12 protein-coding genes and 2 tRNA genes are annotated in these 12,422 nt (G+C 54.7%); 8 read left to right on the top strand and 6 right to left on the bottom strand.

Features of this window, described 5'->3' with window-relative positions; genetic code table 11:
- Positions 1–181: 181 nt before the first annotated feature.
- Together ACI4OH_RS02625 and ACI4OH_RS02620 are read right to left on the bottom strand one after the other, a co-directional pair.
- A tRNA-Pro gene (locus tag ACI4OH_RS02625) sits at positions 182–258 on the bottom strand.
- A gap of 102 nt (positions 259–360) precedes the next feature.
- Positions 361–437: transfer RNA gene (locus ACI4OH_RS02620), tRNA-Pro, on the bottom strand.
- A 180-nt stretch (positions 438–617) separates the two neighbouring features.
- On the opposite strand from ACI4OH_RS02620, the gene ACI4OH_RS02615 reads away from it, so the two are divergent.
- Complete coding sequence (locus tag ACI4OH_RS02615; protein ID WP_432647263.1) at positions 618–998, top strand: universal stress protein; 381 nt, start codon at positions 618–620, stop codon at positions 996–998.
- A 202-nt stretch (positions 999–1,200) separates the two neighbouring features.
- Positions 1,201–1,551, top strand: a complete 351-nt coding sequence (locus ACI4OH_RS02610; protein WP_435720694.1) for a DUF2292 domain-containing protein — start codon at positions 1,201–1,203, stop codon at positions 1,549–1,551.
- Positions 1,552–1,595: 44 nt separating this feature from the next.
- Here ACI4OH_RS02610 and ACI4OH_RS02605 read toward each other — a convergent pair whose 3' ends face one another.
- The gene (locus ACI4OH_RS02605; protein WP_439784108.1) at positions 1,596–2,648 is read right to left on the bottom strand and encodes an AI-2E family transporter; all 1,053 of its coding nucleotides are present in this window, start codon (positions 2,646–2,648) and stop codon (positions 1,596–1,598) included.
- A gap of 245 nt (positions 2,649–2,893) precedes the next feature.
- On the opposite strand from ACI4OH_RS02605, the gene fucO reads away from it, so the two are divergent.
- The 3 genes from fucO (at position 2,894) to ACI4OH_RS02590 (ending at position 5,658) form a co-directional block, all read left to right on the top strand.
- On the top strand, positions 2,894–4,042 hold the full coding sequence (gene fucO, locus ACI4OH_RS02600; RefSeq protein WP_432647266.1) for a lactaldehyde reductase: 1,149 nt from the start codon (positions 2,894–2,896) through the stop codon (positions 4,040–4,042).
- 180 nt (positions 4,043–4,222) lie between these two features.
- Entirely contained in the window at positions 4,223–4,858 is a 636-nt protein-coding gene (locus tag ACI4OH_RS02595) for a Flp family type IVb pilin (RefSeq protein WP_435720692.1), read from the top strand.
- Positions 4,859–5,157: 299 nt separating this feature from the next.
- Positions 5,158–5,658, top strand: a complete 501-nt coding sequence (locus tag ACI4OH_RS02590) for a hypothetical protein (protein WP_439784107.1) — start codon at positions 5,158–5,160, stop codon at positions 5,656–5,658.
- Positions 5,659–5,750: 92 nt separating this feature from the next.
- On the opposite strand, the gene ACI4OH_RS02585 is transcribed toward ACI4OH_RS02590, so the two are convergent.
- Entirely contained in the window at positions 5,751–6,302 is a 552-nt protein-coding gene (locus ACI4OH_RS02585; protein WP_435720691.1) for a phosphoribosyltransferase family protein, read from the bottom strand.
- 109 nt (positions 6,303–6,411) lie between these two features.
- Here ACI4OH_RS02585 and ACI4OH_RS02580 point away from each other — a divergent pair, with 109 nt between their 5' ends.
- On the top strand, positions 6,412–6,684 hold the full coding sequence (locus ACI4OH_RS02580; RefSeq protein ID WP_432647272.1) for a hypothetical protein: 273 nt from the start codon (positions 6,412–6,414) through the stop codon (positions 6,682–6,684).
- 848 nt (positions 6,685–7,532) lie between these two features.
- On the opposite strand, the gene ACI4OH_RS02575 is transcribed toward ACI4OH_RS02580, so the two are convergent.
- Positions 7,533–8,771 (bottom strand): aspartate aminotransferase family protein, encoded by a 1,239-nt coding sequence (locus ACI4OH_RS02575; RefSeq protein WP_439784109.1) that lies wholly within the window; start codon positions 8,769–8,771, stop codon positions 7,533–7,535.
- Positions 8,772–8,913: 142 nt separating this feature from the next.
- Positions 8,914–10,875, bottom strand: a complete 1,962-nt coding sequence (locus tag ACI4OH_RS02570; RefSeq protein ID WP_439784106.1) for a peptidase U32 family protein — start codon at positions 10,873–10,875, stop codon at positions 8,914–8,916.
- 338 nt (positions 10,876–11,213) lie between these two features.
- Between ACI4OH_RS02570 and ACI4OH_RS02565 the strand changes: the two genes are divergently transcribed.
- Both ACI4OH_RS02565 and ACI4OH_RS02560 read left to right on the top strand, forming a co-directional pair.
- On the top strand, positions 11,214–12,005 hold the full coding sequence (locus ACI4OH_RS02565) for a tyrosine-protein phosphatase (protein WP_439784105.1): 792 nt from the start codon (positions 11,214–11,216) through the stop codon (positions 12,003–12,005).
- Between the two features lie 73 nt (positions 12,006–12,078).
- Positions 12,079–12,422: hypothetical protein (locus ACI4OH_RS02560; RefSeq protein WP_439784104.1), on the top strand; the 344-nt coding region annotated here is incomplete at its 3' end.

Genomic DNA, 12,422 nt, shown 5'->3' with positions numbered 1-12,422 from the left:
GGAGCCAAGCCCTTCGGGCAGTCACTGCGCTCCTGCAGGCGAAAAACATTCCCCCGGCCCTAGTTACAGACGTTTCTTTTAGCAGAAAAGCTGCCCCTTTTGGGGCAGCTTTTTGCTTAGTACGCATAATCTTTCCATACAAAAAGGCCGCCAGCTTCAGCTGACGACCTAAACATTCAAATGGTCGGGATGACAGGATTCGAACCTGCGGCCTCTTCGTCCCGAACGAAGCGCGCTACCAAACTGTGCCACATCCCGTAGTCACAAGTGATATTATACTAGCCACAGCATCCTTTGTCAACATATTTTTTACGAATATGAAAAAAGCCGCCAGCCTAAGCTGACGACTCAAATTTCAAATGGTCGGGATGACAGGATTCGAACCTGCGGCCTCTTCGTCCCGAACGAAGCGCGCTACCAAACTGTGCCACATCCCGTAGTCACAAATGATATTATACTGGCTAAAATCTCTTTTGTCAACACTTTTTTTGCAGAACCCTCTCCAAAAAATATGTTCGCATCCTCACAAAAAAACAAGATAAAAGAAGGATTTTCCCGCCCTGAGCACGAAATACACATTATAATCAGAAATCTACTTCGGTTAGGAGGTTTTATTTATGGGCAGAATCCAGAAAATCTTGGTACCAGTCGATGGTTCCGTCAATGGCTGCAAAGCAGTCGATGAGGCAATCTTCTTTGCTCAGAAATGCCATGCCGATCTTGACTTTGTCTATGTTGCCAGCAATATCAACAAAGATATCCCGAGTCATATCGTCTTTGACCGCATCTGGGAGAAGCTGCCGGAAGACATTAAGGCATCGAAACATGTCGAGACCGGCAACATCCCGAAGGCCATCATGCGCGTAGCTGCGGAGGAACACAGCGACCTCATCATCATGGGCAGCCGCGGCCTCGGCCTCTTTAAGGGCGCCCTGATCGGCAGCGTCAGCCAGAAAGTCGTTGAGGAATCGCCGATTCCGGTCATGGTCATCAAATAAATGCTGCATATCGCCGGTATCTTTACCGGAAATGAAGAACTGTCCGTCCTAACTTCGAGGATTCCCTTTGCGGAGCCTTGAAGATACAGGCGGGCAGTTCTTTTTTGCCTTGACTTTTCCCCTGCGCTATAGTATCCTTTTATTAACTAATAGAAAACATATATATTAGATATGATATAGACAGCAAGGGGAGCGATTCGAAATGGCCGGACTCAGATTACAGGCAGGGGAGATCCCGCCGAAGGCGATGAAATACGTCCTGCACGGACTCTGCACGATTGGTTTTGGCGAGATGGTGCTCGTCGCGCAGGACGGCGTGCTCATGCAGGTCGAGTGGAACGAAAAAAGGCGCCTTGACTGCTGGCACGATACGGCTGACACCGAGAGCGCTTATTCGGAAAAGGCGCTTTTGGAGCTCGCCGCGCGCATCCGCAAGGAATTTCGCCTTTTGCAGTACGGAAAACTCGTGCTCGTCATCCGCAAGGGCCGGCTCATGCAGATTGAGCGCACCGAAAAACAGCGCTTTACGGGACTCGACGGCGAGGGCATTTAAGTCTGCCAAGTCTTTGCAAAGCGCTGCTGTAATTTCATATTCAATCACTTGTCTTCATGATTCTTGGCCAGCCACCTTGACTCATGAAGATTTTTTATGGTCTCGATGCGGTCCCTGTAAATATCCTCGATGACGAGCTTGCAGATGACGATGAACGGCACGGCGAGAAACATGCCCGCAGGGCCGAGAACTTCGCCGCCGAGGATGATGCCGAGGATGATCGCGACGGGGTGCAGGTTCAGCGATTTGCCAATCAGCGTCGGATAGACGATGTTGTGGTTGACCTGTGTCAGAATGAGGTAAAAACCGGCCGTCTGCACGGCAATCCACGGGTCGACCGTGGCCGTCAGCAGAATGCCGAAGATTGAAGCGACGGTCGGCCCGAGCACGGGCACGAACTCGCTGATGCCCGAGACCATCGCGAAGACCGAGGCATAGGGCAGACTGCGCACCGTGAAGTAGAGGAAAACGACCGTGGCCGTCAGGCAGCAGATGACGAGCTGGCTGCAGATGTAGGTGCGCAGGGCCGAGAGAATGCGGTTGAAGAGCGCGAGCACGCGTCTGTAATCGTCGGTCGGGAAAAGGCTCGCGAGATACACCTTGATGTCATCGCCGTCTTTGAGGAGATAAAACGTGACAAAGAGGATGATGACCATGTCGATGAATTTGCTGAAAATCGAGAGCAAAAGAGTCAGCGACGATTTCAGCGCGTCGACGCTCGCGGCCTTGAGCTCGAGCCAGAACTGATTGAATTCGTCGGTCAGGTACTCGTTGTTGTGCAAGAGCGGCGACTCCTGCAGCTTTTCCGTGATCTGCGGGAAATCCGTGACGAAGTTCGTGAACGTCGGGATAAACGTGCTTGAGACGAGCACGATGAGTCCTGCACAGATGGCGATAAAGCAGAACAGCACGATGGCCGCCGCGAGCCCTCGGTTCAGGCGGCGTTCGAGACGGTCGACAAACGGCGTCAGCAAAAGCTGCAGCAGGAGCGAGATAAAAATGATGAACGCGAGCTGCGGCAGAAACCAGAACGTCGACAAGAGAATCGTGAACGTCACCGCGAGGATAATGGAAGTACGGTAATGTTTTAGACGCATAATTTTCTCCAATATACAATATAATAGAAGATAAATACACCCCGATTATATCATAAAGGCCGGATGAAGCAAAGCAGGGCGGATTTTGGACGGACACGAAAGATAAAAGGAAAATCACGAAAATATTTCCCATAAAACAACATAAATATCATTGATTTTGCCGTATTAATGGTCTATAATAGACATTGTGAAAAGATTCTTAAAAAGAATCACAGCGGAAAATGTGAGATTGGAGGATGTTTATTATGGCAAACCGCATTGTACTCAACACGGTATCGTATCACGGCAAAGGCGCAATTGAAGAGATTCCGGGCATTGCCGAGCGCGAAGGCTTCAAGAAAATCTTCGTCTGCTCCGACCCGTCGCTCGTGAAATTCGGCGTCACGGCCAAGGTTACGGACCTGCTCGAAAAAAATAAGATTGAGTATACGCTCTATTCCAACATCAAACCAAATCCAACGATCGAAAACGTCCAGACCGGTGTCAAGGCGTTCAAAGAAGCCGGCGCGGACTCGATTATCGCCATCGGCGGCGGTTCTTCGATGGATACGGCCAAGGCCGTCGGCATCATCATCGCCAATCCGGAATTTGCCGATGTGCGCTCGCTCGAAGGCGCTTCGCCGACGAAGCATCACGCCGTCAAGACCATTGCGGTGCCGACGACGGCAGGCACGGCTGCCGAAGTCACCATCAACTACGTCATCACGGATCCCGAGAAGGTCCGCAAATTCGTCTGCTGCGATGAGCACGACATCCCGGCCTACGCCGTCGTCGACCCCGACATGATGTCCTCGATGCCGAAGGGCCTGACGGCTTCGACCGGCATGGACGCCCTGACGCACGCCATCGAAGGCTACACGACAAAGGGCGCCTGGGAAATGACCGACATGATGCACTATGAGGCTATTCACCTGATTGCGAAATACCTGCGCCTCGCCGTCGCGAACGACCCGAAGGGCCGCGAGGGCATGGCTCTCGGCCAGTACATCGCTGGCATGGGCTTCTCGAACGTCGGCCTCGGCATCGACCATGCCATGGCCCACACGCTTTCGGCCCATTACGACACGCCGCACGGTGTTGCCTGCGCCATGCTGCTGCCGATTTCCATGGAATTCAACAAGGAATACACGGGCGAACGCCTGCGTGAAGTCGCCCGCGCCATGGGCGTCGAGGGCGTCGACGAGATGAGTCAGGAAGAATACCGCACGGCCGCGATCAAGGCCGTCGAGCAGCTCTCCGAAGACGTCGGCATCCCGAAGACCCTCGACAAGATCAAGGAAGAAGACCTCGACCAGCTCGCCGAAGACGCCCTGAAGGACGCCTGCTACCCAGGCAACCCGCGCGAAGCCACGAAGGAACAGGTCAAAGACCTCTTCCGCAAGATTATGGCCTGAAACAAAATTTAAATCAGGATGGAGAAAGGGACTGCCCACTGTGACAGTCCCTTTTTGGTTTTTGTAATCTCGTAACATGACTTTTTGCGTTAGTATTTTTTTGCTGGCATTTCTTCTGCCTGCATACTATAATGAAGATGAGGAAATATATCATTTTGTTCTAAATGCAGGTGACATGAAATGACATATCAAAAGCAAAAAGCACAGGGCATTGTCGAATATGCGCTAATTCTCGCATTCATAGTCGGCGTGGCCGTGGCCCTGTTTAACAGCAACGGGCTGGCCAACGCGATAGGAGAGGCATTCTTTAATGTGTCGGAGGCCATTCAGGAGGCTGCCAGTAATTCGACGAAACAGGAACGCGTGCAGAATCGTTTGGCCGATGCGCTGGAAAATGCCATCAGAGGCGGAGTCATCCAATTGGGCGATAATCAATGGATTGAGATTGATGTGCAGCAGGATCCGAATAAACAGTCAGGCAATGGCTACAATGTAGATGGTGGCGCAAGTCCAAGTGCTTATAAGAATAAGGCGCTGCTTTCCATTAATGGGAATGCATATACGTCTTTCCAGAATTTGTGGAATGCCACTGAGCTAAAAATGTATGAGATGAATATGGGCGAGGAAAGCGGCTGGACCGGCGTGCGTATCGTGTCGAATGGCAATGGCACCTATACGACGCATTATTACAGCGGCGACGCGACAACAGTCAAAAATCAGCCGAATATTAACTACAAGGATACGGGCTCTATGGATACGGCAACACGGACCGACGGCAAGAGTCTTTTGCAGAACAGTGTTACGTGGACGAAATAAGCCGATTCTTGCAATACGTCCGTGGAAATGATATAATTTAAATGTACAAAAAAGGCCACCGTAGACGGTTGTCCTCTATCTTTTAGTCAAAATGACCGCAAAGTTTGAGAGCCTGGCGGTCATTTTTTATTGCTATGGTCTTTGCCGAGCGTGTATCCCAAAGAGAAGCACGCAATCGCGAAACCGAGTATTTCGATGAAAGCATCGTAGTATACTTAGCGCAAATTTAATTTGACACTTCCCGCAAAATCATGTAGTCTTATTCTGTAAGAGTATGATTTGTTTTGGAGGGACAGAATATGAAAAAATCAGCACTGCTGACGGCGGCCCTGCTCCTCGTCAGTTCTTCTTATGCCATGGCGCAGCCGATTAACCAGATGACTGGTCATGAGACGGCTGTGGGCGTTGGCACGAAAGAAAGTTATATTGAACATAAGGTCACGGACAAGGCCACGGTCGGTTTCCAGTATGCGGACCGCGACGAAAAGGGCGATCATAAGGATGCGTATGCCCAGTACGATGTCGTGGGCTCCGAGCTCAAGATCATCGGCGGTTACCGCTGGAATCTGCCGAATGACAAGAACAACGCCTTTGCCGGTCTTGCAGTCAGCACGCCGCGCGTCATGGGCTTTGATGCCTATGCTTCGTACGTCGCAGGCAAGGACTTCAACGAGACACAGGTCGGTGTCAACAAGAACCTGCTTTTAAACGTTGACCTCAATGTCAATTACCACAACTTCAAACCCGATGAAGGCAGCCGCGAAAACGGCGTCGGTGTCGGCGTATCGGTTAAGTTCTGATTGTTTCAGGCTGCCCCGATTTTTCATGATTTTGCATAAGAAAAACCCGCCTTACCGCGGGTTTTTGTCTTATCATTGTAAAATTGGACCAATCACTGGGCGTCAAAAAGCGGCAGCGGCTCAAGGAAGATGATGTCCTTGCGCTTGGCGGCGTCGCCTTCGGCGAGCACGCAGGCCTGACCGCAGACCTTGCCGCCGGCTTTTTCGGTGAGCTCGACGAGGGCTTTCATCGAACCGCCCGTGCTGATGACGTCATCGAGCAGCAGGACGTTTTTGCCTTTGATGCGCTCGATATCCGTGCCGTCGAGGCAGAGCTTCTGCGTGCCTTTGGTCGTGATGGAGACATCGTCGACCCACAAGGCGTTTTCCATGTAGGCCTTGACGGACTTGCGCGCGACGATGTAGCGCTTCATGCCGAGAGCGCGGGCGAGTTCTTCGGCGAGGGGAATGCCTTTCGTCTCGGCCGTCAGGACGTAGTCGGTCTCGGGCGGCACTTTTTTCGCGAGTTCGCGCGCACAGGCGTCCGTGAGCTCGAGGTCGCCGAGCATGACGAAGCCGGCAATCGCGAGCTCGTCCGTGACATTGAGTACCGGCAGCCTGCGCGTGAGGCCGGCAATCTTCAAATCATAAAATCTATCTGCCATTATAGCACCTCTTCATTTTAATATATCTTCATTATACTATGAATGGGAAAACGGTGCAATTGCGTTCAAATGCAAGTAAGAAATTTGTAATAAAGAAAGGAACAGGAAGATGAGCGAGAACTACAGTGAGGAACAGAGAGCTATTGAGGAAATCACGCATATTCTGCTGCACGCGCTGACGGAGGAGAGCATCGGCGAAAAACTCGACGGGGCGAAATCGCAGCAGGAAGTGTACGAGGCGTTGAAGACGCTGCCTTATTTCAAGCTGACGATGGATGAGTTTAAGATTGGCATCGAGGCACTGCGCCAGCAGCAGGCGGAAGTGCATCAGCATGAACACGAGCATGAATGCGATGGCGAGGGGGACGATAGCGAGAGGTGACGGGCGGCAAATGGGCGGTGAAATATTTTCGGCTTCGGCGCTTTGCTGAATGGGCCCCAACTGGCTTTAGCGGATTTTAGGGGCTTCGCCGCCTGCCGCGGCGTTCTTACATCGGGCGGACCTCGCTGCGGTTCGTTCGGGGCCCAGCCCTGCGGGCGGTCGCTCAGCGCCTGCAGGCGAAAATATTCCCCCGCCCTTAGTTCAGCGCGGCTTACATCGCGGGTTATCGGGATACTTTGCTTTCCGCTATCTATCGCAAAAAAGCGGCTGCTTCCTTTTCTAAACTGGAAGCAGCCGCTTTTGCTATGTCTTTTTCTTTTATCTTGCAGGGCTCGGAGCGGCGGAGATTGCCGGCGTTTGCTTCGCTCCGCCTTTCTTTTGCGTTTTTGATGGGAGCGGATGGGGGGGGGGCGAGGCGCGTTCGCTGTCGCTCCGCTTAGGGCTGTTCCTCATGAAAGGAGAAATAAGCCGCTTTCATGCTGCAGGCCCATCAATCGAGGCAGGTATGCACCGCACGCATCGAAGGAAGGCACTGAGCGAGCGCAGCAAAGCGATCCATGTAAGCAAGAACCAGCTGGGGAGGGAGCATATATTTCGCCTGCAGGCGCGCAGTGACTGCCCGCAGGGCTGGACTCCAACCTCATACTCACAAAATCCGGCGATGTCGGAACGCCGCGGCAGGCGGCGAACCTGCTAAATCCGCCCCACCGCCGCATGGAGTCCATTTTAACGGAGCGCCGAAGCCGAAATATATGCTCCCGACCCCTTGCTAAGCCTATCTCGTCACCGCAAGCCCCCTCGAGCGCCTTGCCTCACCTCACAGCACTTTGCCTCGACCATCCTATGCATCAGAGCTTCTTTTTCGTCAGCACCATCTCCAGTGCGTTGAGGATGTCGTTTACGTTCTCCTCGGTGATGACGAGAGGCGGCTGGAAGGCCATGACGTTGCGGGCGACGCCGTTTTTGCCGATGATGAAGCCGCGGTCTTTGAGGGTTTCAAGCACGTCGTCGAGTTCGGCTGCTGCCGGGCTCTTGTCGGCGTGGACGAATTCGGCGCCGGTCATGAGGCCGAGGCCGCGGACGTCGCCGATGATTGGGTGCTTTTTCTGCAGCTCCCTAAGGCCTGCGCGCAGCTGCTCGCCGCGCTTCGTGGCGTTTTCGCAGAGGTGGTGCGACTCGATGTAGTCGAGGACGGCGAGGCCGGCCGTGGTCGAGACGGGGTTGCCGCCGAGCGTCGAGGCACCCGGGCGCGTGTAGGTGTCGGCGATTTTGGCCGGCGCGATGAACGCGGAGATCGGCGCGCCGTTGCCGAGGGCCTTGGCGCAGGCCATGATATCCGGCACGACGTCGAAGTTCTCGATGGCAAACATCTTGCCCGTGCGGCCAAAGCCCGTCTGGACTTCGTCGGCGATAAAGAGCGTATTATGCTGCTTGAGGATTTCCTTCACGCGCTTAAAGTAGCCCTTCGGCGGCACGACGATGCCGGCGTTGCCCTGAATGGTCTCGGCGATAAAGGCACCCGGATGCCCCGCGGTAGAAGTCTGAATCAAATCTTCGACGGCATTGGCACACGCGAGGTCGCAGGTGTCCGGTTTTTTGCCGAGCGGGCAGCGGTAGCAGTAGGGGTTCGGGGCGAAGTGGATGCCGCCGACCGGATTTTCGTCCGTGCGCCACATCTGGATGCCCGTGACGCTCATGCCGAGCTTCGTGCGGCCGTGCAGGCCGTTCCTGAGTGCGATAATCTCGCTGTTATGCGTGTAAATCGAAGCGAGCAGCAGCGCGCCTTCCGTGGCTTCGGAGCCCGTCGAGCAGAAGAACGTTTTCTGCAGGTCGCCCGGTGTGACCTCGGCGAGGCGTTCGGCGAGGTTGACGAAGTTTTCCGTCAGATAAATGTTGCAGACGTGCTGCAGCGTGCCGACCTGCTCCTGCACTTTCTTCGTGATTTCCGGATTGCAGTGGCCGCAGTTCATGACGGACACGCCGGCGAAGCAGTCGAGGTATTTGCGCCCCTCGCTGTCGTAGAGGTACTGCATCTCGCCGCGGACGATTTCGCGCGGATGCTTGTAAAAATGCCCGAGACACGGCATGATGTATTTTTTCTTCTTCTCGATGATGGCTTCCGGTCCAATGTAATGCTTTTCAGCCAAAAAAATCCCCTCCTAATGTTATAAATAGAAAGCTCGGGGGCAGCCCCAAAGACTGCCCCTAAGCCCCAGTTTTCACCGTGAATTAAATCGAGTTGCGGCTCTGGCGGAAACGGTAGGTGCCGAGGCCGAATTCGCGCGGGCTCTTCTGCCGGACTTCCTCAAAGGCGAGCGAATCAAGCGCTTCATCGCTGCTTTCGCCGGCTGCGAGCTTGTCGAGGGCTTCGCGGTAGAGCTTCGTGACGAGCCCCGTGAGCTCCGGCGTGTAGTCCTGCGCCTCAATGCGGTACGAGGCGAGGCCGTTGAACTTCGCGAGGTACGGATAGAGGCAGAGGTCCTTGGCAAAGAGGATGTGGTTGCGGCCGTACTGGTCGATGCGAATCGGGTGCTTCTCTTCGGCCGTGTCGAGAAGTGCATAGTGGCGGTCGAGGATTTCCGGATTGTCGAGCTCGTTGAACTCCGGCAGGCTCATGGCCGGGAAGTCGTGGTCACAGATCATCGACTCGTAGGCACCGTGCACGACGGTCTCCAAGGGCAGCTCGGACGTCTCGACGATTTCGCGCAGCTGCTCGAAAGACAGCTCGTACGACGTGGCGGCCATCGTGAGGCCGTTTTCCTTCAGGAACTTCGCGGCGAGCTGGTTGAAGAGGTTGAAGGAAAGGTCGGCCTGCACCGGCAGGTCCGTGATGCTCTTCGCGAGTTTCAGCGAACCGAGGTTGCTGACCATCAGGCCATCCGGACGGATGTCACGCAGCTCCGTAAAGAACTGCTCGAGCTCGCCGCACTCACGGCGCATCGTCGTGCGCGGCGTGTTGACGACGACCTTGGCGCCGCCGTGCGTCTTCGCGTAGGCGAGGATTTCGGCATACTCCTTGAGTTTCCACGGGCGCAGCGGGCGGAAGGCCTCGCCGCCGACGTAAATCGTATCGGCGCCGTTGTCAATCGCGGCTTTGGCCGACTCCATCGTGTTGACGCGGACCGACAAAGTGCGGTGCGGGGCATTTTCCTTCTCGATGTCGCGCTCCTGACGCAGCACTTCGTCCTGGAAGCCCGCTTCCTTCACGGCGTGGCTGAAGAAACGCGGCTCGCGCTCGCCCGTGAAGCCGATGTCCTTTTTGCCGGGCTGGCCGAACGCAAACGTCGTCGTGAAATCGCGCGCGCGGTTGTCGTAGAGATTCTTCCAGCCTTCCTCGTCCGTCGTGTAGCCGTTCGGGTCCGCGATGTAGGCGTCAATGGCCTTGCGGTACGTCGAGACGATGCGGCGGATGAAGTTCGCCGGACGCATGCGGCCCTCGATTTTAAACGAGAACACGCCGGCCTGAATGAGCTGCGGGATGGCTCTATACATGCACATATCTTTGAGTGCGAGCTTGTACGGGCCCTCGCTGTCCTCGTCGAGCACTTCGCCCGTATTTTCGTCGATGAGCTTGTACGCCCAGCGGCACGGCTTCAGGCAGCGGCCGCGGTTGCCGCTCTGGCCGAACAGCACGCCCGAGTGGATGCACTGGCCCGACTCGCTGATGCACATATCGCCGTGCATGAAGTACTCGACCTCGATGCCCGTGCGTTCGCGGAACAGGCTGAGCTCGGAGAGCGTCATCTCGCGGCCCACGACGATGCGCGTGATGCCGTATTCCTTGAGCTTCTCGATGGCGTGCTCGTTGTGCGTGTTCATCATGACCGACGTGTGCAGCGGAATGGTAATCCCCATCTCATGCACGAGCTCGAGCACGGCAAAATCCTGTACGAGGATGGCGTCGGGGCGGATTTCGTTGAGATAGGCGAGGTATTCGCGCAGCGCCGGGATTTCCTCGTTGCTGATGAGGTTGTTCAGCGTGACATAAAGGCGCACGCCGTGCTCATGGGCGTAGTCGATGGCCTTTTTGAGTGTGGCATCGTCAAAATTAAAACCGCCTTCGTGCATGCGCATGTTGAAATGCTTGCCGCCGAGGTAAACGGCGTCAGCACCCGACTCCACGCCAGCGACGAGGGCATCCCACGTGCCGGCCGGCGCGAGCAGTTCGACGGATTTGCGATTCAAAATCATATATAATACTCCTTTGGAAACTTTTTGAAAAATCACGAAAAGACAACACAGATATCTAATTATCAATTATATCAGGTATTTATGATTCAAGCAATCAGACATATCGGCAGGGCGGGCCCTGGCATCATAAAAATTTTTTAATAATCGTTAGCGAAACCTTCGTGCCAAAATCCGGCCTGCCTGTGACAAATCTCCTATATATAGGAAGAAAACTGTCTTGTCACAGCCCGTTGCCTGTGCTATTATAATAAGCGTTCATACTGTCAAAACAGTATGCTTTATACACTGAGATAAATCATTTTGCAATACATCTTTTACATTAAGGAACGATTTGATAAATGATTGACATTCACTCCCACATTCTGCCGAATATCGACGACGGCTCCGAAAATATGGAAATGTCCCTAGCGATGCTGCGCATGTCCGTCGCCTCGGGCGTCACGGACATCATCGCGACGCCCCATGTCAACCGGCACGGCGTCATTCCCGCCTGGCAGACGATTGAGGAAAAGGCCGAGGCCCTGCGAAAAGCCGCAGCGGACGCCAAAATCCCCATCCGCATCCATACGGGCGCGGAAATCGAGTTCAACGGCGACGTCATGCGCTTTCTTGAAAAAGGCTCGCGCGACTACTGCCTGGCGGGCAGCCCCTACGTGCTGCTTGAGTTCACGGACCAGACCCAGCCCGACATCGCGGAACATATGCTTTTTGCCCTGCAGCTGCGGGGCTTTTGGCCTGTCCTCGCGCATATCGAGCGTTTCCCGCAAATTTTAGCCGACAAGGAGCGCCTGCTGAGCTGGGCCGAAAAGGGAATCCTCTACCAGTGCAACGCGGGCAGTTTCACGGGCTACTTCGGTCCGAAATGCCAGACGCGCGTCGAAGAACTCTATCATAACGGCCTCATTCACTTCCTCGGCAGCGACGGCCACCGCGTCGAATTCCGCACGACGGATTTGCGCGAGGCCCACGAAGTCCTCGACAAGCTCGCGGCCAAAGAGAAAAAAGAAAGCCTCTGGCAGCAGGCCGCAGAGAACGCCGGGTTCATCCTGAAGGGCCGGGTGCTCTATCCCGATGTCCCGCAAAAATGGCAAAAAAAGAAAAAAGGCTTCTTCAGCCGCCTGTTTGGCTGAACGCAGCCGAACTTATCAATTATCAATCCGCATTCATCTCTATCGATTCTATATATTAGGAAGGGAACGTATCTTGCTTAAAAAATCCATGCTCGCGCTGGCCGTCTGTCTGGCCCTCAGCGCGCCCGAAGTTTTCGCCGCCTCTTCTTCATATTCCTACGAGGACCCGAGCCGCGTTGCCGCCGATATGGCCGCGGCCCAGTCCGCGCAGCCAGTTCAGCCGGTTCAGGCAGCTCAGTCCACGCAGACTCAAAAGCCCAAAAAGCAGAAAAAACTTAAAGAGTCCGACATCATCAAGCAGGTAGAGGCCGCGACGCCGCGCCCCGAGGCTTCGCCCGCACTCAACACCAAGGATTATCTGCTGCGCGCCGGCGACCAGCTCAACATCGTCGTGACGCAGCAGCAGGACCTCGGCAA

This window comes from Mitsuokella apri, assembly GCF_051886055.1.
Lineage (GTDB): Bacteria > Bacillota > Negativicutes > Selenomonadales > Selenomonadaceae > Mitsuokella.
Note: the sequence above shows the minus strand (reverse complement) of the source record. Positions and strands in the feature narration are given on the sequence as shown.